This is a genomic window from Lutimaribacter degradans (assembly GCF_023703375.1).
Classification (GTDB): Bacteria; Pseudomonadota; Alphaproteobacteria; order Rhodobacterales; family Rhodobacteraceae; genus Lutimaribacter; species Lutimaribacter degradans.
Genome location: NZ_JAMQGO010000003.1, coordinates 192,853 through 213,793 on the forward strand (window position 1 = coordinate 192,853; position 20,941 = coordinate 213,793).

Here is a 20,941-nt window from a genome sequence, read left to right on the forward strand (position 1 = left end):
GGCATGCTGCACACCATCACGATCGGAAATTACGCTTCGATTCAGGGGCTGCTTGTTCGTAAACTGCCAAACGGCAAGGTGGTCATCCGTGTTGATGACAAGGAATACGCGGGCACCCCGGTAAAACCGAAAGCCGCCTGATCGACATCAGCCAAAACAAAAAGGGCCGCCCAATGGCAGCCCTTCTTTTTCCCTTTTCGGGTGCATTTACAGCGTTCTGGTCACTTCCTCACGCTCGAAAATCTCGATGACATCGCCCGGGCGAACATCGTCATAATTCTCGAAGGCCATACCACATTCCTGGCCCGACTGAACCTCGGGTACCTCGTCCTTGAAACGCTTGAGCGTTTTCAAGGTGCCCTCGTGGATCACGACATCATCGCGCAGCAAGCGCACACCGGCGCTGCGGCGCGCGATGCCTTCGGTAACCAGGCAACCGGCCACCTTGCCCACGCCCGTAACCTTGAACACTTCCTTGATCTGGGCATAGCCGATGAACTTTTCACGGATCTCTGCCGACAGCAGGCCGCTGGCCGCAGCTTTCACATCGTCGACAAGGTCGTAAATCACGCTGTAATAGCGAAGTTCCACGCCCTTCTGGTTCGCCGTGTTCCGTGCCGAGGCATTGGCCCGCACATTGAAGCCGAGAATCGGCGCACCCGAAGCTTCGGCAAGGCCCACATCGGTTTCGGTGATCGCACCGACACCGGAGTGCAGAACACGCACGCGCACCTCGTCGTTGCCGATCTTGTCCATCGCCTGAACGATGGCTTCGGCCGACCCCTGCACATCTGCCTTGACCAGAATGGGCAGCTCGGTAACGGTTTCGTCTTCCTTGGCCTTGGCAAGCAACTGATCCAGCGTGGTTGCGGCACCCGCCGCGGCACGTTTGTCCTTGGCGGCCTGTTCGCGATACTCGGCGATTTCACGGGCCTGCGCCTCGGTGTCGACCACGTTCAGCACATCACCCGCCTCGGGTGTGCCGTTCAGGCCCAGAACCTCGACAGGCACGGACGGCCCGGCCTCTTTCACGCGCTCACCGCGGTCGTTGATCAAGGCGCGCACCTTGCCCCATTGTTCACCAACCACGAAAATGTCGCCCTGGCGCAGGGTGCCCTTTTGCACCAGCACCGTGGCAACCGGGCCACGGCCCACATCCAGCTGGGCCTCGATCACGGCGCCCTCGGCGGCGCGATCGGGGTTGGCCTTCAGTTCAAGAAGCTCGGCCTGAAGTGCAATCGCCTCAAGCAATTCGTCCAGGCCCTTGCCGGTAATGGCTGATACTTCGACATCCTGCACATCGCCCGACATCGCCTCGACAACAACTTCATGCTGAAGCAGTTCTGCGCGCACCTTGTCCGGGTCGGCTGCCGGCTTGTCGCATTTGTTGATCGCGACGATCATAGGCACCTTCGCCGCCTTGGCGTGGTTGATCGCCTCGATTGTCTGCGGCATGACCGAATCGTCGGCAGCAACCACCAGCACAACGATATCCGTCACATGCGCACCGCGCGACCGCATCGATGTAAAGGCCGCGTGGCCGGGCGTGTCGAGGAACGACAGGGTCGAGCCGCTTTCGGTCGTGACCTGGTAGGCGCCAATATGCTGGGTAATACCTCCGGCCTCGCCGGCGGTAACCTTAGCGTCGCGAATCGCATCAAGAAGCGATGTCTTGCCGTGGTCGACATGGCCCATGATCGTGATGACCGGCGGGCGCGACTTCAGGTCTTCTTCCTTGTCCTCGACCTCTTTGATCACGTCTTCGACATCGGAGTCCGACACGCGGACAACCCTATGGCCGAATTCCTCGACGATCAGTTCGGCAGTATCCGCGTCGATGGACTGGTTCTGCGTGACCATCATGCCCATCTTCATCAGTTCCTTGACCACGTCGGCCGAGCGTTCGGCCATCCGGTGGGCCAGTTCGCTGACAACAATGGTTTCCGGCAACTGCACGTCGCGCACGACCTTTTCACGCTCTTGCGTGCCACCCATGGCCTTTTGGCGCATGCGCTCTTGCTTGCGCTTCATCGCGGCCATCGATTTCTGGCGGCCACCTTCGCCGCCCGAAAGCGCCTGGTTCAGCGTCAGCTTGCCCGCGCGGCGACCGCCGTCACCCTTGATCTTGCTCCGGTTGCGGTCTTCGCGTTCAACCTTGCGCGGCGGCTCTTTTTCCTTGGGCTTGCCACGCGCGGCTTCTTCGGCAGGTGCCGGCGCGGGGGCTTCGGCCTCGCGCTTGGCAACATCTTCTGCCGCGCGGCGCGCGCGATTTTCTTCCTCGGCCTTGGCGCGGGCGCGCTCTTCAGCTTCGCGCTGTTCGCGCTCTTTCTGTTCCTGCTCGGCGCGGCGGCGATCACGCTCTTCGGCGCGGGCCTTTTCCTCGGCTTCGCGCTTTGCGGCGTCTTCGGCTTCTTTCGCCTTGGCCTGCTGCAGCGCCTTCAGGCGGCGTTCCATCTCGGCATCGGAAATTCCCGCAGGCCGTTTGCCAGCGCTCGATCCGGCATGAGACTGACCGCCAGCCGCACCAGATGGCTTTGTCGTGGCGCCCGACTTGGGCTTCACAACGCGCTTGCGCTTGGTCTCCACCACGACGTTCTTGGTACGACCGTGGCTAAAGCTCTGCTTCACGTTCCCCGCACGGGGACCGCCACGTACACCCAAAGTCTTCTTTCCGTCGTTGTCGCTCATGTGCGTCTTTTATCCTTTCCGGCAGAATCCCCGCCGTCTAAGAGGCGCAGACCCTTGAGTCTTGCGGCTTCCTCTACAACACGTGGCGCCAAACCACCAGCGGCAAGCGCAACGTGTATAACGTTTTGTCGCCCAAAGGCCAATCCAAGCTCGTCGGCCGTCAACCAACCGATGAATCGCCCGCCCTGCGGCGTCGACAGCTTTGACTTGCCCCGGCCCGAACCGTCACTGGCCTGGATCAGCACCTCGGCCTCGTCCTTGGCCAGCCAATCCTTGACCTTCTCGAACCCGGCCACGGCGCCGCCGCTTTTCCGGGCAAGACCCAACAGGTCGACAACCCGCCGGGCCAGCATTGCCTCGACGCGCTCGGCCAGATCGTCGGGCGCGTTCACCTTGGTCCGCGCAGCGCGCGAGAAAAGGCCCTTGCGTGCCGCCTTGTCAATGGCCGCGCGATCCGCGCTGACCCAGATACCCCGACCGGGCAGCTTTTCGGCCAGGTCGGGCACGATGGTGGCATCTGGCCCGACGACGAACCGGATCAGCCCGGCCTTGGGCGCGGTTTCACCGGTGACGATGCACTTGCGTTCCGCGCCGTCAACCGACGCTTTCTTTTTCCCGCCCCGCGTCATGCGTGCGCCCCCGAGACCTGGGTCAGGCCCTTGCCTCCTCGGTATCGGCGTCCTCGTCCTCGTCAGCCTCGCCGGCTTCGGCGTCATCCGATTCAAGATCGGCCAGGTCCACCCAGCCCAGTTGCACGCGCGCCGTCATGATCATTGCCTGGGCTTCTTCAAGGCTTACCTCGAAAGGCTCCAACAGGCCGTCATCCTTGACGCGCTCGCCATTCACCGTCGTCCAGCCGCCGGCCAGTTCCCAGTCGGCGCAGGTGGCGAAATCTTCCAGCGTCTTGACGTCATCCTCGGCCAGCGCAACGATCATCTGCGGCGTCAGGCCCTCGAACTCAACCAGGCTGTCTTCGACCCCCAGTTCGCGGGCACGTTCCATCGCGGCGCGCGCTTGCTCTTCCAGCACGTCGCGGGCACGTGCCTGCAATTCGTTCGCGGTATCTTGGTCCACGCCGTCGATCACCAGCAGTTCGTCCAGTTCGACATAGGCGACTTCTTCGAGGTTCGTAAAGCCTTCGGCCACCAGCAACTGGGCAAAGAACTCGTCCAGGTCCAAGGTATCCATGAACAGCTTGGTGCGCACCTCGAATTCCTTCTGGCGGCGCTCGGATTCCTCGGCTTCGGTCATGATGTCGATATCCAGCCCGGTCAGCTGGCTGGCAAGGCGCACGTTCTGGCCACGGCGACCGATAGCCAGCGAAAGCTGATCGTCGGGCACGACAACCTCGATGCGCTCGGCATCTTCATCCAGAACCACCTTGGACACTTCGGCCGGTTGCAGCGCGTTCACAAGGAAGGTCGGCATATCCTCGTTCCAGGGGATGATGTCGATCTTTTCGCCCTGCAGTTCGTTCACCACGGCCTGCACGCGGCTGCCGCGCATACCAACGCAAGCGCCGACAGGGTCGATGCTACCATCATAGGAAATCACCGCGATCTTCGCGCGTGAACCGGGGTCGCGGGCCACGGCCTTGATTTCGATGATACCGTCGTAGATTTCAGGCACCTCCATCTTGAACAGCTCGGCCATGAATTCCGGTGCCGTGCGCGACAGGAAGATCTGCGGGCCACGCGTTTCGCGGCGCACATCCTTGATGTAGCAGCGAATACGATCACCATTGCGATACGCCTCGCGCCCGATTTTCTCGTTGCGGCGCAGGATCGCTTCGCCCCGGCCGACATCGACGATGACATTGCCGAACTCTTCGCGCTTGACGACGCCGTTGATGATGGTGCCCACGCGATCCTTGAACTCTTCGAACTGGCGGTCGCGCTCGGCCTCGCGCACTTTCTGAATGATCACCTGCTTGCCGCTTTGGGCCGCGATCCGGCCCATGTCGACGGGCGGGATCTCTTCGGAATAGGTATCGCCGACCTGCGGGTTCTCCATGTATTGACGCGCCTGGTCGACCGTCATTTCCGCTTGGTAGTTCTCAAGCTCTTCGTCCTCGACCACCGTGCGCACACGGGTAAAGGTTGCGCGCCCGGTCTTGCGGTCGATCGACACGCGAATATCCATTTCGCTGCCATAGCGCGACTTGGCCGCCCGCGCGAGCGACTCTTCCATCGCCTCGATCACCAGCGAGGGGTCGATCATCTTTTCGCGGGCCACGGCCTCGGCCGTTTGCAGAAGCTCAAGCTGGTTTGCAGAAGTGATGGCCATTGTTTCAGTCCTCCTGGGAACCGTCTTCGGTTTCTATTTCGTCAAACGATGTTTCGTTCAAAACGCCCGCATCCTTGCGCGCCTTCAACATTTCCTTGATCAGGTCGTCGGTCAGCACCAGCTTGGCTTCGGACAGCCAGTCGTATTGCAGGCCAATCGTGCCCTCGGTCACGTTGACCAGCACCTCGTCACCCTCGACCCCGGCCAACACGCCCTTGAACCGGCGGCGGCCATCAATCGTTTCCGAGGTCTCCAGCTTGACCTCGTAGCCCTCGTACATCTCGAAATCCTTGAGACGGGTCAGGGGCCGGTCGATGCCGGGGCTGGAAACTTCCAGAACATACTGATCGGTAAGCGGGTCTTCGACATCCAGAACGGCGCTGACGGCGTTCGAAATCTCGGCGCATTCATCAACCTCGATCCCGCCTGCGGGACGCTCGGCCATGATCTGCAGGGTGTTCGTCTTGCCGCCCATCAGGCGAACGCGTACCAGCTCGAACCCCATGTCCTCGATCACGGGGCCGATGATCTCGGCAATGCGCCGGTCAATGGCGGTTTTGGCGATCAGGTCGCTCATGCGTGCTCCAAACACAAAAAAACGGGCGCGCGGCCCGTTCAACGTTCCGGTGGGCGCCGGGAGTGGACCCCAGCGCGCCGCTGTTGATGGGGATATAGGCCGTCATGCCCGAGTCTGCAAGCGGTTTCCCTCAACCTTCTTTTTCCGCCTCGGCCAGGCTGTCCATGATCCGCAGCAGTTCCGAGCTGATTCCAGGCTCGCTCAGGGCGTGACCGGCATCGCGCACCATGTGCAGTTCGGCCTCGGGCCATCGCTGCGCCAACATCCAGGCGGAATGTGGCGGGCAGATCATGTCATACCGGCCCTGCACGATATCGCCGGGAATATGCGCGATCCGCCCCATGTCCTGCAAGATCTGGCCGTCACGCTCCAAGAAGGCCTTGTTGGTGAAGAAATGATTTTCCAACCGGGCAAATGCGCGTGCGTAATCGCCCGGCGCCTCGCCCGCGCGGCCGTTCATACCCATCGAGGCCAGCGCATTTTCCCAGGCTGACCATGTCTTTCCAAAACGCATCTCGGTATGCATGTCGCCGGAAAACAGCCGCCGGTGATAGGCCGCGATCAGGTCATCACGCTCATCCTCGGGGATCGGATCGACGAATCGTGCCCAGACCTCGGGCCAGAACTTGCCTGCTCCCCCGCCGTAGAACCAATCAAGCTCGGCTTGCGTGGCCAGGAATACGCCGCGCAAGATCAGGTGGCGCACCGTGATCGGGTGCGCCTGCGCATAGATCAGCGCCAGCGTCGCCCCCCAGGACCCACCGAACACCATCCAGCTTTCGATTTCCAGCTCGGAGCGGATCGTCTCGATATCCTCGACCAGGTGCCAGGTCGTGTTGGCACGCACGCTGGCATTGGGCCGCGACCGCCCGCAACCGCGCTGGTCGAACAGAACAATGCGATAGATTTCGGGATCGAAAAAACGGCGCATCACCGGGCTGCACCCACCGCCGGGCCCGCCATGCAGCACGACGACAGGCAAGCCGCCCGGATTTCCCGACTGCTCGACATAAAGCGTATGCCCGTCGCTCACCTGCAACATCCGCTGATCAAATGGATCGATAGACGGGTAAAGGTGACGAACCGCGCTGTTTTGACCTGAGTATTTATCCATAAGCGCCCTATATAGGTTGCCAGATACAAAAGAGCATACGGAGAGCAGAATGCAAACCGCTCAAACGACCGTGGACCCGGGCGAAGTCGCCAAATTCGAGGCGATGGCCGCCGAATGGTGGGATCCGAAGGGCAAGTTCAAGCCGTTGCACATGCTGAACTCGTGCAGGTTGGACTATATCACGCAGCAGATAGCCGGGGAATTCGGCCGTGACCTGACGGCCGAGGCGCCCTTTGCCGAGCTGCGTATCCTGGATATCGGGTGTGGCGGCGGGCTGTTGAGCGAACCGATGGCGCGCCTTGGCGCTGACATTGTGGGCGCGGACGCGGCCGAGCGCAACATTCCCGTTGCACAGATCCATGCCGAGCAATCGGGCCTGGATATCGATTACCGCCACACCACCGCCGAAGCGATGGCCGAGGCGGGTGAGCAGTTCGACGTGTTGCTGAACATGGAGGTGGTCGAACACGTGTCCGACCCGCTGGCCTATCTGACCGCCTGCCGGCAGTTGCTGAAGCCCGGCGGGCTGATGATCTGTTCAACCATCAACCGCAATGCCAAGAGCTTTGCCATGGCGATCGTCGGCGCGGAATACGTGATGCGCTGGCTGCCCAAGGGAACGCATGAATGGCAGAAATTCATCACGCCCGACGAATTGTATGACCTGATCCGCAACGCAGGGCTGACGCCCGTCGACCGCAAGGGGTTCGTGTTCAACCCCGTCACCTGGAACTGGTCGCTGTCAGCGCGCGACCTGAGCGTGAACTACGTCACCGCCAGCACCAAGCCCGCCTGACCCGAAGGAGCGCGCGTGCCGCGCGCACCGGTTTCGCATCGCCTGCGCGATGCCGGTCAGGGGGCGCTGCCCCCTCGGCCTTCGGCCTCACCCCCGGGGTATTTGGCGCAAGAGGAAGATATCAATCATCTTCCAGCTTCACGCGCAACTCGCGCAGGATGGGAAGTACGGCGCGCACTTTTTCCTCGCCCAATTCGTCGGCCAGTTCGGAGATCATCGGCGAGATTGCGGCCAGGGCGGCATCACGCGCCTTTCGGCCCGCCGGGCTGATCGCGACCATCTTGCGCCGCGCGTCATCCCAGTCGGGGCGGATATGCACGTAACCTGCCCATTCCAGCTTGCCGAGCGTGTTGGTCATGGCGCCGCGTGTGACGTGGAAAGACTTGGCAAGCTGGGCCGGGCTGCGCTCACCCCCGGCGCGGGCCAGGTGATTGAGAACCGAGAAATGCGAAATCTCCATTCCCTTGGGCAGGACACGTGACAGGCGGTTGCGCACCAGTTGGTCCGCGGTCAGCAATTCGCTGAAGAGCGCAATTGCCAAGGGGCTGGTGGCGTCAGGCATCGGGCGGCTCGTAATCTCGGTCATGTGTCAGCGATGGCACACGGCTCCGGGCCTGCGCGACCCGGGACAGGTCTAGATCGACAACATGCACACCCGGGTCGGTGCCGGCATCCAGCAGCACTTCGCCCCAGGGCGCGACGGCCAGGCTATGGCCGTGGGTCTGGCGTGCCCGGCCACGACTGGCGGCATGGGTGCCGGTTTGCGCGGGCGCCAGGAGGAAACACCCCGTCTCGATGGCCCGGGCACGCAGGAGCGGTTGCCAATGCGCATCGCCCGTGACGGGGGAAAACGCCGAGGGCACCGCCAGGACATCGGCGCCCGCCTGCGCGAGATCGCGATAAAGATGCGCAAACCGCAGATCGTAGCAGATGGTCATGCCCAGCATCGCATCACCCGCCCGTGCCAGCACGGCACGATCGCCCGGACGGTAGCCTGCACTTTCGCGGTAGGTTTCGGTTTCGCTGACCTGAACATCGAACATGTGGATCTTGTCATAGCGCGCCGCGACCTGACCATCAGGCGCAATCAGAAACGAGCGGTTGGCAAAACGCCCATCTGCATCATCCGTTTTCAACGCAAGCGATCCGATCAAGATCCAGACGCCGGCCTTTTTCGCGGCGCCTGTCATCGCCGCAAGCGTCGGGTCATCGTTTTCGTGGCGCAGAACCTGTTGCTGGCGGGTGCGGCTGGCCGAAACGCAGTTCGTCACCTCGGGCGTCAGCACCAGCTGGGCGCCCTGGTCAACGGCCCGCTGCACCATGCCCATCGTGACGGGCAGGTTCGCCTCGGGGTCATCCCCTGAACTGAGTTGCAGCAGCGCCGCGCGCATTTCGTCAGCGCCCGGTCAGGAGCGGATCAAGTTTGCCCTCGCGTTCCAGGGCATAAAGCTCGTCGCAACCGCCAACATGCGTCGCACCGATGAAAATCTGTGGCACCGTGCGCCCGCCATTTGCACGCTCGATCATTTCGGGTTTGCGGTCAGGGTTGGCCCAGACATCGATTTCGGAAAAGGTCACGCCCTTTTGGCCCAGCAGGCGTTTTGCCGCGTGGCAAAAGCCGCAAAGCGGTGACGTGTAGATTTCGATTTGTTGCATGAAAGACCCCTTTTTGAATTTCCAATGTCTTAAGGGGATTTAGGGGCGCTTGGCAACGCGTGCCAGTGCGATCGTGCAAACCTGTGCCGCGCCGGCGGCCAGGCAGGCCTCGGTGCAGGCGGCCAGGGTAGCCCCGGATGTCATTACGTCATCGACCAGCAAAACCGCGCGGCCGGGCAAGATGTTCGCGCGTTTCGGGTGCACGGAAATGGCCGCGGACAGCGCGGCAAAGCGGGCATCGCGCGACTTGCATTCCAGCGGCTCCGTCCTGCGATGGCGGCACAGCAGATCAGGGCAGCAGGGCAACCCGGTTTCACGCGACAGGGCCTGTGCCAGCAAGGCCGACTGGTTGAACCGACGACGCAAAAGGCGCGACCAGTGCAAGGGAACGGGTGCAAGGATGACACCGGGCCGGACAAGCGGCCGGGCGGCCCGGGCCATCCAGCGCGCCGCGGGCCGGGAAATTTCGTGACGATCGCCATGCTTGAGCGCCAGTACCAGGCGCCGACCGTTGCCTTCGTACAACAGCGCGGCGCGCCCGCGTGCCCAGGGCCGTGCAATGGCAAGGCAGTCGTCACAATGGGCGATTTCGCCCGGCTCGCCCCCGGGAAGAGGCATGCCGCACAAGTCGCAAACCACGCCGCCGATAAAGGGTGTATCGCGCCAACAAGGCCCGCAGAGGCCAAAATCGCTTTCCACCATGTCGCCGCATTGCAAGCAGCGCGGCGGATAGACCATGCGGATCAAGGTTTGAAGTGTCATCGCCCTGCCTCTATATCCCGGTCACATGACAGACACGCCCCGCCTGACAGACCGTAGCGCCCTGGCGCGCAACCGAGCCCGCGCCATTGCGCAAGGCCCGGAGCTGTTCCTGCACGAGGCTGCGCTAGACGAGGTTCAGGATCGCCTGTCCATGGTTAACAGGGCGTTTACCAAGCCAGCCATCGTCACCGGCTTTCCCGATTTCTGGTCATCGGCCATGCCGCATGCCAAGATCGTGCCGGATGACGAGGTTCTGGCCCTCGATCAGGGCGCGCACGACCTGGTGATACATGCCATGGCGTTGCACTGGGCGAATGACCCTGTCGGCCAGGTGATTCAATGCCGACGGTCGCTGCAAGCCGATGGGATGTTCCTTTCCATGGCCTTTGGCGGCCAAACGCTTGCCCATCTGCGCACCGCGCTGGCCGAGGCCGAGTCACAGATCACGGGCGGATTGTCGCCGCGCGTTGCCCCGATGGCCGAGATACGCGGCATGGGGGCGTTGCTGCAGCGGGCCGGGCTGGCGCTGCCCGTGGCCGACTCGGTGCCGCTGAAAGTATCTTATGCCGATACGCTGGCCCTGATGCGCGACCTGCGCGCCATGGGCGAGGGCAACGCCTTGGCGGCACGGTTGCGTCACCCTACCCGCCGCGCCGTGTTTGCCCGTGCTTCGGCTATCCATGCCGAACTGGCCGCTGACGCCGCAGGGCGCATGACCGAAACCTTCGAGCTGGTCATTCTTACCGGCTGGGCACCCGACGACAGCCAACCGAAACCCCTGCGCCCCGGGTCGGCCCAAAGCCGCCTGGCCGATGCGCTGGGCACACAGGAAACCAAGCTTCGCGATTGACCTGGGCGGAATAACGCTTATTTCCCGCAGGAACTCATGCAAATTCACGAATAGAACAAAAACCAAGAGGCCCGCCATGCTGGATGCGACAAACACGGCCATACGCCCCGAACATGCACCGGCGGATCACCCCGCCATTCCGAAAGAAAAGATCGGCATTCTGCTGGCCAACCTTGGCACACCTGACAACTACGATTACTGGTCGATGCGGCGCTATCTGAATGAATTTCTGTCGGACCGCCGGGTGATCGACTACAGCCCGTGGCTGTGGCAGCCACTTCTGCAACTGGTCATCTTGACCAAGCGCCCCTTTACCAGCGGTGCAGCCTACAAAAGCATCTGGAACGAAGAGCAGGGCGAAAGCCCGCTGATGACGATCACCAAGGATCAGACCGCCGCAATCTCCAAGGCCATGCAAGAGCAGTATGGCGACAAGGTCATGGTTGATTTCTGCATGCGTTACGGCAACCCCTCGACCAAGTCGAAGGTGCGCAAGATGGTTGAGGCGGGATGCCGCCGCATCCTGTTCGTTCCGCTATATCCGCAACAGGCCGGCGCCACCTCGGCCACCGCGAATGACGAGTTCTTTCGCGCGCTGATGCAAGAGAAATGGCAACCCGCCGCGCGCACGATTCCGGCCTATTTCGACCATCCGAAATATATCGATGCGCTGGCCCAATCGGTAGATCGCGCCTACGCCCAGATGGAAACCAAGCCCGACATGCTGGTGTGTTCCTATCACGGGATGCCTAAGCGGTACCTGCTTGAGGGCGACCCTTATCATTGCCAGTGCCAGAAAAACACGCGCCTTCTGAAAGAACGGCTGGGATGGGACGACAGCCAGATCTGTACCACCTTCCAGTCGGTATTCGGGTCAGAAGAATGGCTGCGCCCCTATACGGTGGAACACGTTGCGCACCTGGCCGAGGAAGGCAAAAAGAACATCGCCGTCATTGCCCCGGCCTTTTCGGCCGATTGCATCGAAACGCTCGAAGAGATCAACGAAGAGATCAAGGAAAGCTTTGAAGAGGCGGGTGGCGAGAAATTCACCTATATTCCCTGCCTCAATGACGAGCCCGCGCATATCGAGGCGTTGTGCGACGTGATCAACACCGAGCTTGAAGGCTGGATTGAAACCGCCTGATCGGGTGATGCGAATTGCGCGGATGGGTCTTTTCCCATCTGCGCGACCACCAGGCAACGCGAATTTCCGGGGCAAAGGCACAAAAAAAGGCGGTGGAAAATCCACCGCCTTTCTTCTTGCGTTTCCGCAGGCTTAGTCGGCAGCAGCAACTGCGACGATTGCCAGCAGGATCAGCGGGATGGCAATGCCACCAGCCGACGAGCTTGCAGTTTCTTCCACCACGACCGGTGCTTCGATCACGGGTTCCGACATGTTGCCGGCGAAAGCGGTTGTTGCGGCTGCGGACAGAGCGGCGGCCAGAACGAGTTTCTTCATGTTATCCTCCAGATATTCGCCTGTCGCACACTGATAATGCGACGACAAGCACCCAAGACTTACCTCGTAACATTTGGTAAAGCAGTAAAAACCCGCGATTGCAAACCCCGTTTAACGGGGCTTCGCAGGTACGGCCAAAATGTCGTCAAATTAGCAACACCTGCGTGCCCACTTTGGCCAGTTCGAACAATTCCTCGATATGTTCATTGTAAAGGCCAATGCAGCCATTCGATGATTGCCGCCCGATTTTGCGCGTATCGTGGGTGCCATGGATCCGGTAATATGTCCAGCTAAGATGAAGGGCGCGTGTGCCCAGCGGGTTGTCCGGCCCCGGCGGCACGTAATCCGGCCAGTCGGGATTGCGCTCTTTCATAGACGGTGTCGGGCGCCAGTCCGGTGACGGATCTTTCACCGTCACGCGCGTACGGCCGCGGCGGGTCAGATCCTCGCTCAGCGGCACGGATGACGGGTAAAGTTTGTAGATACTTTCGTCTTCCGACCAGAAATGCAGCGCGCGGCTGTCGATATCGACAAGGATTGCCCCATTCTTGAGATCCGAGAAATACGGCTTCCATTCAAGCGTTCGGAAGCTGGATACATTGCGACGCACCGCCGGGCTTATGTCGCGCTCGACAACAACAGTATCATTCGGGTTCATGCCGGATTGCGTTTGCGCCAGGGACGGGGTTGCCAACATCGCGGTGCCCGCCGCAAGAAAAGCGCGCCGGTTCATGGGCTTGGGCGAGTACTTGGTCATTTCATTCTCCGAAGACATGGCTTCTGTTGTTCCAGCAGGTATATTATGGCGCGAAAGCCGCAGTCGCAAATCAAACTGGCGTCATTTGGCCAACTCACGCCGAAGTGGGTTGGAAACACAACGCCGGCCGCGATATGGCAGGGCACCTTCACATTCAAATGGCGGACGATATCATGCGTATTGCAGCCCTATTGCTGACCCTTGCCCTTGGCGTAACCGCTTGCGCACCGACCACGCAGACGCTGGGGCCCGACGGCAAACCCTTGCCGAAGGTGTACAGGATAGGCGCGGCCGACAAGGCCCGCGTTCAGTACCGGATGCTCGACTCGGTCAACGCGCTGCGACGGGCCGCCGGCGCCCCCGAGGTAGAGCTTGACGCACAATTGACGGCCGCTGCCACCACCCATTCGCGCGACATGTCGGTGCAGAACCGGCCTTGGCATTTCGGGTCTGATGGCTCGTCGCCCATCGATCGGGTGCGCCGCGTGGGTTATACGGGCACGATGCTGGGCGAAAACATCTCGGAAACCTACGAAACCGAACTGGAAACCCTTGCCGCGTGGATGGAGCAGCCAACCACCCGCCGCGTGATCGTCGAGCCAAAGGCGCGAAAAATGGGGTTCAGCTGGCACCAGGAAGAAAACGGCAAGATCTGGTGGACCCTGATAATGGGCAGCTGATCACGGGTTTATCGTGATCGGCGTGCCATTCCTGACCATTGCATAGATATCTTCCATCTCGCCGTTGGTCACGGCGATGCAACCCGCCGTCCAGTCGCGCCCGCCCTTGCGGTATTGCCACGGGCGTCCGTGAATGAAGATATCGCCGCCCGGGCTGACCCCGGCCTCGCGGGCCGATCGGCGGTCAGTATTGCGCGGATAGTTGATTCCGATCGACAGGTGGAACTCGCTATCGGGGTTGCGCCGGTCGATGATGTAGGTGCCTTCGGGCGTGCGCCCATCGCCCTCGTGCTGCTTGTGGCCTACCGGGTTAAAGCCCAGCCCGACATCGTAGGCTTTCAACGCTTTCTCGTGATGCAGCAGATACATCTTGCGCGCGCCCTTGTTGACGACGACATGCGTCACCTCGGGGCCTGTATAGGTTTTGAACTTGCTGGCGCAGCCCGTAAGGGCCAGCATCGTTGCCAGAATGACCAGTATTCGAACCATCGCCTGACGCCCTGCCACGTATCGTTATTTCCTGTGGCGCATGACTACACCACCACGCACACGCCGCGCCAGAAAATTCAGCCCTGGCTGTCGTCACGCGCATTCAGCTTGGCCTCGATCGCGGCAAGGCGGCTCAGCACCTCGTCACGATAGACATCGGTGCGTTCCACGTCTTCCTGGTGGTGCGCATCCTGCATCGAATTCACGATCAGGCCGACCACGAGGTTCACCACGACAAAGGTGGTGACCAGGATGAACGGCACAAAGAACGTCCAGGCCGCAGGATAGACCTCCATCACCGGGCGCACGATGCCCATCGACCAGCTTTCCAGCGTCATGATCTGAAACAACGAATAGGCCGACCGCCCCAAGGTTCCGAACCAGTCCGGAAAGGCATCGCCGAACAGCTTTGTCGCCATGACCGCCCCGATGTAGAACACCAGCGTCGTCAACAGGAACACGCTCCCCATGCTGGGAAGGGCGGAAAACAGCCCCTCGACCACGCGGCGCAAACGCGGGGTGGCCGAGACAACGCGCAAAACCCGCAGGATGCGCAGCGCGCGCAGTACCGATAGCCCCTGCCCCGCCGGCACCAGCGCAATGGCCACGATCGTGAAATCGAACAGGTTCCAGCCCGAGGTGAAAAAGCGCCGCCCATGCGCCACCAGCTTCAGCGCGATCTCGACGATGAAGATGGCAAGGCAAATCGTATCCAAAGCCAGGATCAAACCGCCAGCCTGCGCCATAACGCTGTCCGAGGTTTCAAACCCAAGGATCACGGCATTGAATATGATAACGGCGATAATGCCGTTTCTTACCAATGCCGTTTCCAGAAATTCGGCCAGCCGTGCCCGCATGTGAAACCGTCCCCTCGGTGATTTGATTTGCGCCTAGATATGGGGGGCCGTCAAACGGGCCACAAGCTCCACATGTGGCGACCAGCGGAATTGATCGACAACCTTCACCCAATCCAATCGCCAGCCCGCTTCAACCATCACGCGTGCGTCGCGGGCGAATGTCACGGGGTTGCATGATACCATCGCCACCACCGGCAAATCGCTTTGGGCCAGCTCGGCCACCTGCGCGGCAGCACCGGCACGGGGCGGGTCGATCACCGCGGCATCGAACCGTGCCAATTCGTCAGCCATAAGCGGGTTGCGAAACAGGTCGCGTGGCCGGGTCGTGACCTTTTTCAGCCCTTGCGCCATCCGCCATCCGCCATCGAGCGCGCGCAGCATCTCGGCGTCACCCTCGATGGCTGTCACCTCGGCCCGCTCGGCCAGCGGCAAGGAAAACGTGCCGCAGCCCGCAAACAGGTCGACCACCCGCGCGGCATCGCCCACCGCCTGCGCGACACCGGCCAGCAAGGCCGCTTCGCCATCCTCGGTTGCTTGCAGAAAGGCCCCGGGCGGTGGCGACACCTCGGCCCTGCCCAAGCGCTGCGTGGGCGGCATGCGGGTGGCGATCACCTCGTCCTCCCAGGCGATGCGGGCCAGCCCGGCGGCCTCGGCCTCTTGCGCAAGCGCCAATCGCAACGGCCCGTCAAGCGACTTGCCGCCCGTCACGGCAATATCCAAACCGTTGAGCGTACGGGTCACCATCACCGATAGCTCGCCCTTGCGGCTGCCGCCCAGGATCGCCAGCCGTTGTGCGAACGCAAGCGCAGGCAGAAGATCGGGATGCACCAACTGGCAATCCGGAATTTCAACGATCGTGCCCGAAGCGCGGCCGTGAAACCCGGCAATCGCGCCCTTCTTCGTGCGCCGCGCAGACAGCCCTGCACGCCTGCGGCTGCGCGGGGGCGAGGTATGCATGGGCCGAAATTCAGCCTCCAGCCCCTGCGATTCAAGCGCGGTGCGCACCACGTCTTGTTTCCATTCGGCCACGAAATCATCACTGGCGTGCTGAAGCAGGCAACCACCACAGGATTTGAAATGCCGGCAGGGCGGTGCAACCCGGTGCGGCGAGGGCGTGACGATCTTTACATCGTCCAGTCGCGCACCGTCACGCGTGCCGTCGACCACCTCGCCCGGCAGGGTCAGCGGCGCGAAAACGGGGCCCGGTGCGATCCCGTCTCCCTGATGGCCCAGGCGCTTTATTTCATGACGTTCCATGAGCGCGCACATATCGCGCCAAACCGCGCGGGCAAAGCCCTATTCGGCGGCGTCGCTCATCCCCATGAACCCGCCTGACTGCCGGTTCCAATACCGTGCATAAAGCCCGTCGGCTGCCAACAGCTCGTCATGGGTGCCCTGTTCGACGATGCGGCCCCGATCCAACACTATGATGCGGTCCATCTGGCTGATCGTCGACAGGCGGTGCGCGATGGCCAGCACTGTCTTGCCCTCCATCACGCGTTCAAGCGCGCTTTGAATCGCGGCCTCGACCTCGGAATCGAGTGCCGACGTCGCCTCGTCCAGAACCAGGATCGGCGCGTCCTTCAGGATGGCACGGGCCAGCGCGATGCGTTGCCGCTGGCCACCCGACAGTTTCACACCCCGTTCCCCCAGGTGGGCCTGGTACCCGCGCCGGCCCTTGTGATCTTGCATGTCTTCAATGAAGTCATGCGCCTCGGCCTTTTTCGCGGCAACGATCATCGCATCGTCGCCGGCATCGGTGCGGCCATAAAGGATGTTGTCGCGCGCCGAGCGGTTGAACATGGCAGTTTCCTGCGTGACCATCCCGATAGCGTGGCGCAGGCTTTGCTGCGTGACCATGCCGACATCTTGTCCATCAATCAGGATGCGGCCCTGTTCGGGCTGGTGCAGCCGCAGAAGCAAAGACACAAGCGTCGATTTGCCCGCACCCGATGCCCCCACGATGGCCAGCTTTTCGCCCGGGCGCACGGTCAGATCGATATCCGACACGCCGCCCACATCACGTCCATAGGCAAAGCTGACATGGTCAAACCGGATCTCGCCGCGCGGCACGTTCAATTCGGCCGCATCGGGCGCATCTTCCAGCCGCACGGGCGGGGCCAGCGTGCGCATCCCATCCTCGACCTCGCCCACGTTGGAATAGATCGTCATCAGCGTGAAACTGACCCACCCGGTCATCTGCGCAATTCGGATCGACACGGCGCCGGCGGCCACGATATCGCCCGCGCTGGCGCTGCCTGACTGCCAGTTCCAAAGGGTCAGCCCCACAAGCAGCACCGGCAATACCCCCGCCAGCGTCATCAGAACCAACCGAAACCCCGCCGCCAAACGCCCGAAATGCAGCGCACTGGCGCGATACCCCTCCATTGCGGTCAGGGCGGCACGGTCTTCGTGGGCGTCATGGGCAAACAGCTTGACCGTCTTGATGTTCGTGATCGTGTCAACGATCTGCCCCGATACATGGGCACGCGCCCCGGCCCGCCGGCCGGCCCTTTCGCGCACGCGCGGCAAGAACCAGCGGATTGCCGCGAAATAAACGACCAGCCACCCCATGAAGGCCAACGCCACCTGCCCATCAATGGCCACCAGCAGCGCGACCGAACCCAACAGCGAGGCAAGCGCAAACGCCACCACGTTGATGGTTTCGGCCACCACATCGGTTATGGCCCGCGCGGTTTGCATCTGTTTCTGCGCGATACGGCCTGCGAAATCATTGTCGAAAAAGCGCACCGCCTGCCCCAGCGTCCAGCGGTTCAGCCGCGACAGGACAAGCGGGTTCAGGTTCGGCTGCACAAGCATGGCGTTCGCCGCCGAAGACAGGCCAAAGGCCACCGGGCGCAACATCATGAAAAACAAGACCGATCCCGCCAACAGCGCGATGTTCGCCGGTGTCAGGAAACCGTCGCGCCCGGCATCAATCGCGCCATCCACCACCCAACCAAGGATCAAGGCGGTCCCCGCCTCCATCATCCCCGCCACCGCCGAGGCGATCGTGGCCAGGATCAACACCGGCCACGCGCCTTTCAGCGCCCAACCGAAGAAACGCGCCAGCTTTTGCGGCGGCGGGCCATCGGCGCGGGCAAACGGATTGATCAGATGTTGCAATGGGCCTCTCTTTGCAGCGAACCCGCTGAATACTGGCGCAATGCGCCGCAGGGTCAACGCAATAGCTGATCACGCGTCAGGGCAAAGCCCGAGTCGATCCAGCGTTGTTCCAACTCGTTCAGGCGCACACCCAGAGCAGGGCCCTGGTACTCCGGCATCAGGTCGGCGGCCTTGACGGGGAACACCTGCGCCGCGCCCTCGGATGCCCGTGCGACCGCGAGCGGATCGAGCGGCTGCCCCATCATCGCGGCGCGCAATAGCAAGATATCGCGGGCCGCGTCGCCGCCGTGGCGATACCCCAAGGCGGCCGGGGGCAGGTCAGCCTCCAACCCGGCCCGATACTCTGCCAGCCGCCGTGCGTTTGCCTTGGACAGGCGCAGACGTTCGTCAACCTCGTGCCCGCCCAGCGCGGCCAGACGGCGCATGGGATCGGGCGAAATCGCATGTTGCCCCTCGAGATGCACAAGTGGCGCAAGTGCCGTGTCATCGGCACCGGGCAGCACCGCGGCCAACACGCCAACGCCGCGCATCGCCGCGACCGCGGGTGCCGGATCATGCGCTGCCAACAGCTTGGTCATTTCCGCCCCGACCCGTTCGCGCGACAGTTTGGGCAAACCATCCAGATGTGTTGCAATGGCGGCCAGCGCGTCCGCATCAAGGCCCGCCTGCGCATCGCCATACCAGGCGTGAAAGCGGAAAAACCGCAATATCCGCAGGTAATCCTCTTCGATGCGCTGGGTTGGATCTTCGATAAAACGAACGCGCCGCGCCTGCAGATCGGGCAGGCCGCCCAACGGGTCGATCACCGTGCCATCGGCGCGGGCATAAAGGGCGTTCATCGTGAAATCACGACGGCGCGCATCCTCGGCCACGTCATCGGCAAAGGCGACGACGGCACGGCGGCCGTCGGTTGCCACGTCGCGCCGAAAGGTCGTTACCTCGTGTGGGATACCGTTTTCCACCAAAGTCACGGTGCCATGATCGATTCCCGTAGGCACGGCCTTGATGCCCGACCCTTTCGCCAGGCGCAGAACGGTTTCCGGGCGGGCATCGGTGGCAATGTCCATATCAGAAACGGGCGCGCCCAACAGCGCGTTGCGCACGCACCCACCCACAAGGAGCGCTTGATGCCCCGCATCGGTCAGTAGCGCGAAAACACGCTGCAAACCCGGTTCATTTATCCAATCATCGGTGATCCGCATCAATTCTGCATCCGGTCCGCCATTCCGCGCAGGATACGCGCGGTGGCGCCCCATATATAGTAGGGGCCCCAGGGAACGGTGAAATAGTGCCGCATCGTGCCGCGCCAGCGCCTTGATTGCACGCTGAATTGCGCGGGGTCGGTGACATGGGCCAACGGCACCTCGAACACCTCGTCCACTTCTCCGGGCTCGGCAATGAATTCGAAAGGCTCGTGGATGCGGGCGATAACCGGCGTGACCAGAAACGACGTAACGGTTTCATGGCTGGGCAGCGTACCCAGAACTTCGGTGTTCGCGGGGTCAAGCCCGATTTCCTCTTGCGCCTCGCGCAGGGCAGCGGCAACCTCGTCGGCATCGCCCGGATCGACCTTGCCGCCCGGAAAGGCGATCTGGCCGGGATGGTGTTTCAGGTGACTGGACCGCTTGGTCAGTATCACCTGTACCCCGTTCGGCCGCGACAGAAGCCCCACCAAAACACCAGCCGGACGCAGCTTGCGGCCCTCGGGCAGAACCGTATCGGGATTCAGGTCGAAATCCGATGATGCGGCACTGTTCCGGCCCAAGGCGGCCATCACAGCGGCAAGGGGGTCACTCACTATCCGGGTCCTTTGTCGCCTCGAAACCCAGTGTTTGCGGGTCAAGGTCATAATGCGCACCACAGAACTGGCAGTCGGCCGTCACGCGGCCCTCTTCGGTGGTCATCTTTTCGATATCCTTGGCCGAGTAGATCGAAAGGCTTTGCCGCACGCGATCTTCGGAACAGGTGCAGCCAAACCGAACAGGCTGGGCATCGAATACGCGTGGCTGTTCCTCGTGAAACAGGCGCACCAACAGGTCAGTCGAGGTGATCGTTGGGCCGATCAACTCAAGCTCATCGACCGTGTCCAGAAGGATGTTCACCCGGTTCCAGTCTTCGCGCTTGTCCTGCGCGACAACATCATCCGATTTCAGCAACCCGCCTTCGCCCGAACCACCCCCGGCAACGTGAGGCGAAGCCTTGGGCATGTGCTGCAGCATGATGCCGCCCGCGCGCCAATGTTCCTGGCCGCCGGCCTCGGTCGATTTGCCGAATGACAGCGCGAAGCGCGTCGGCAACTGCTCGGACTGGGCAAAATAAGCCTCGGCGCACGAGGCCAGCGATTCACCTGCCAGGGGCGTTATGCCCTGGTAGGGGGCCATGCCTTTGCCTTGGTCGATAAGGATGGCGAAATACCCCTCGCCCACCTGGCCGAACGGCGTACCTTTAGACAGCTTTTCGGGGTCATAGCTGGCGTAGGCGCGGATGCGCGCAGGCTGCCCATCGGCCTGCGGGCCGAAATAGTCGGTGGCAATCATCCGAACAGCGCCATTCGACTGCAACTGTAGTGACAGCTTCCAACGCAGTTTGATCGTCTGCCCGATCAACGCGGTCAGTAGCGCCATTTCGGCGACCAGCGCTTCGACTTGCGGCGGATAGTCATGTTGCTTGAGGATGCCATCCAGCACCCCGTCAAGCCGCGCAACGCGGCCGCGCATATCCGAGTTGTCCAGCTGGAACGGCAAAACGACGTCGTCCCAGGCGAGTTTCGAACCGATGGTCATGGGATTTCCTTTGGGGCCTAGCTTTGGCATACCGTCTCCATATAGGCGTCGCAAGGCGCTG

General features: G+C 62.1%; 23 protein-coding genes. 5 read left to right on the forward strand and 18 right to left on the reverse strand.

What is annotated here, in order from left to right:
- Positions 1-3 precede the first annotated feature (3 nt).
- Positions 4-141: a hypothetical protein gene (locus M8744_RS07235; protein WP_251411701.1), complete on the forward strand. Its 138-nt coding sequence runs from the start codon at positions 4-6 to the stop codon at positions 139-141.
- A gap of 66 nt (positions 142-207) precedes the next feature.
- Here M8744_RS07235 and infB read toward each other — a convergent pair whose 3' ends face one another.
- The 5 genes from infB to pip form a co-directional block, all read right to left on the reverse strand.
- On the reverse strand, positions 208-2,688 hold the full coding sequence (gene infB, locus M8744_RS07240) for a translation initiation factor IF-2 (RefSeq protein WP_251411703.1): 2,481 nt from the start codon (positions 2,686-2,688) through the stop codon (positions 208-210).
- Positions 2,685-3,317 (reverse strand): RNA-binding protein, encoded by a 633-nt coding sequence (locus M8744_RS07245; RefSeq protein ID WP_251411706.1) that lies wholly within the window; start codon positions 3,315-3,317, stop codon positions 2,685-2,687. The genes infB and M8744_RS07245 overlap by 4 nt, the downstream gene beginning before the upstream one ends.
- A 22-nt stretch (positions 3,318-3,339) precedes the next feature.
- The gene (gene nusA / locus M8744_RS07250) at positions 3,340-4,974 is read right to left on the reverse strand and encodes a transcription termination factor NusA (protein ID WP_251411709.1); all 1,635 of its coding nucleotides are present in this window, start codon (positions 4,972-4,974) and stop codon (positions 3,340-3,342) included.
- A 4-nt stretch (positions 4,975-4,978) separates the two neighbouring features.
- Positions 4,979-5,551 (reverse strand): ribosome maturation factor RimP, encoded by a 573-nt coding sequence (rimP, locus tag M8744_RS07255; protein WP_251411712.1) that lies wholly within the window; start codon positions 5,549-5,551, stop codon positions 4,979-4,981.
- A gap of 130 nt (positions 5,552-5,681) precedes the next feature.
- A complete protein-coding gene (pip, locus tag M8744_RS07260; protein WP_251411715.1) occupies positions 5,682-6,665 on the reverse strand; it encodes a prolyl aminopeptidase in 984 nt (327 codons plus the stop codon).
- Between the two features lie 49 nt (positions 6,666-6,714).
- Between pip and ubiG the strand changes: the two genes are divergently transcribed.
- Positions 6,715-7,461, forward strand: a complete 747-nt coding sequence (ubiG, locus tag M8744_RS07265) for a bifunctional 2-polyprenyl-6-hydroxyphenol methylase/3-demethylubiquinol 3-O-methyltransferase UbiG (protein WP_251411718.1) — start codon at positions 6,715-6,717, stop codon at positions 7,459-7,461.
- 121 nt (positions 7,462-7,582) lie between these two features.
- Here ubiG and M8744_RS07270 read toward each other — a convergent pair whose 3' ends face one another.
- The 4 genes from M8744_RS07270 to M8744_RS07285 are packed head-to-tail and all read right to left on the reverse strand — an operon-like array spanning position 7,583 to position 9,879.
- Entirely contained in the window at positions 7,583-8,023 is a 441-nt protein-coding gene (locus tag M8744_RS07270) for a MarR family winged helix-turn-helix transcriptional regulator (protein ID WP_251412437.1), read from the reverse strand.
- Positions 8,016-8,852, reverse strand: a complete 837-nt coding sequence (locus tag M8744_RS07275; protein ID WP_251411721.1) for a carbon-nitrogen hydrolase family protein — start codon at positions 8,850-8,852, stop codon at positions 8,016-8,018. Before M8744_RS07275 ends, M8744_RS07270 begins: the two co-directional genes overlap by 8 nt.
- A 4-nt stretch (positions 8,853-8,856) precedes the next feature.
- Entirely contained in the window at positions 8,857-9,117 is a 261-nt protein-coding gene (grxC, locus tag M8744_RS07280; protein WP_251411723.1) for a glutaredoxin 3, read from the reverse strand.
- Between the two features lie 39 nt (positions 9,118-9,156).
- Positions 9,157-9,879, reverse strand: coding sequence for a ComF family protein (locus M8744_RS07285; RefSeq protein WP_251411725.1), 723 nt, complete (start codon positions 9,877-9,879; stop codon positions 9,157-9,159).
- 25 nt (positions 9,880-9,904) lie between these two features.
- On the opposite strand from M8744_RS07285, the gene M8744_RS07290 reads away from it, so the two are divergent.
- Together M8744_RS07290 and hemH are read left to right on the forward strand one after the other, a co-directional pair.
- Positions 9,905-10,729, forward strand: a complete 825-nt coding sequence (locus M8744_RS07290; protein ID WP_251411727.1) for an SAM-dependent methyltransferase — start codon at positions 9,905-9,907, stop codon at positions 10,727-10,729.
- Positions 10,730-10,805: 76 nt separating this feature from the next.
- The gene (gene hemH / locus M8744_RS07295; protein ID WP_251411729.1) at positions 10,806-11,873 is read left to right on the forward strand and encodes a ferrochelatase; all 1,068 of its coding nucleotides are present in this window, start codon (positions 10,806-10,808) and stop codon (positions 11,871-11,873) included.
- Positions 11,874-12,005: 132 nt separating this feature from the next.
- Here hemH and M8744_RS07300 read toward each other — a convergent pair whose 3' ends face one another.
- Positions 12,006-12,188, reverse strand: coding sequence for a hypothetical protein (locus M8744_RS07300; RefSeq protein WP_251411731.1), 183 nt, complete (start codon positions 12,186-12,188; stop codon positions 12,006-12,008).
- 145 nt (positions 12,189-12,333) lie between these two features.
- Positions 12,334-12,945 (reverse strand): L,D-transpeptidase, encoded by a 612-nt coding sequence (locus tag M8744_RS07305; protein ID WP_251411733.1) that lies wholly within the window; start codon positions 12,943-12,945, stop codon positions 12,334-12,336.
- A 173-nt stretch (positions 12,946-13,118) separates the two neighbouring features.
- Here M8744_RS07305 and dalA point away from each other — a divergent pair, with 173 nt between their 5' ends.
- Positions 13,119-13,625, forward strand: a complete 507-nt coding sequence (gene dalA, locus M8744_RS07310; protein WP_256474140.1) for a divisome-associated lipoprotein DalA — start codon at positions 13,119-13,121, stop codon at positions 13,623-13,625.
- On the opposite strand, the gene M8744_RS07315 is transcribed toward dalA, so the two are convergent.
- The 7 genes from M8744_RS07315 to hslO form a co-directional block, all read right to left on the reverse strand.
- On the reverse strand, positions 13,626-14,114 hold the full coding sequence (locus tag M8744_RS07315) for a L,D-transpeptidase family protein (protein ID WP_251411735.1): 489 nt from the start codon (positions 14,112-14,114) through the stop codon (positions 13,626-13,628).
- 77 nt (positions 14,115-14,191) lie between these two features.
- The gene (locus M8744_RS07320; protein WP_251411737.1) at positions 14,192-14,971 is read right to left on the reverse strand and encodes an ion transporter; all 780 of its coding nucleotides are present in this window, start codon (positions 14,969-14,971) and stop codon (positions 14,192-14,194) included.
- 33 nt (positions 14,972-15,004) lie between these two features.
- The gene (locus M8744_RS07325) at positions 15,005-16,228 is read right to left on the reverse strand and encodes a class I SAM-dependent RNA methyltransferase (RefSeq protein WP_251411739.1); all 1,224 of its coding nucleotides are present in this window, start codon (positions 16,226-16,228) and stop codon (positions 15,005-15,007) included.
- A 39-nt stretch (positions 16,229-16,267) separates the two neighbouring features.
- Complete coding sequence (locus M8744_RS07330; protein WP_251411741.1) at positions 16,268-18,097, reverse strand: ABC transporter ATP-binding protein; 1,830 nt, start codon at positions 18,095-18,097, stop codon at positions 16,268-16,270.
- 53 nt (positions 18,098-18,150) lie between these two features.
- Entirely contained in the window at positions 18,151-19,299 is a 1,149-nt protein-coding gene (locus M8744_RS07335; protein WP_251411743.1) for a CCA tRNA nucleotidyltransferase, read from the reverse strand.
- On the reverse strand, positions 19,299-19,898 hold the full coding sequence (locus M8744_RS07340) for a CoA pyrophosphatase (protein WP_434481353.1): 600 nt from the start codon (positions 19,896-19,898) through the stop codon (positions 19,299-19,301). The genes M8744_RS07335 and M8744_RS07340 overlap by 1 nt, the downstream gene beginning before the upstream one ends.
- Positions 19,888-20,880 (reverse strand): Hsp33 family molecular chaperone HslO, encoded by a 993-nt coding sequence (gene hslO, locus M8744_RS07345; protein WP_251411745.1) that lies wholly within the window; start codon positions 20,878-20,880, stop codon positions 19,888-19,890. The genes M8744_RS07340 and hslO overlap by 11 nt, the downstream gene beginning before the upstream one ends.
- Positions 20,881-20,941: the final 61 nt, after the last annotated feature.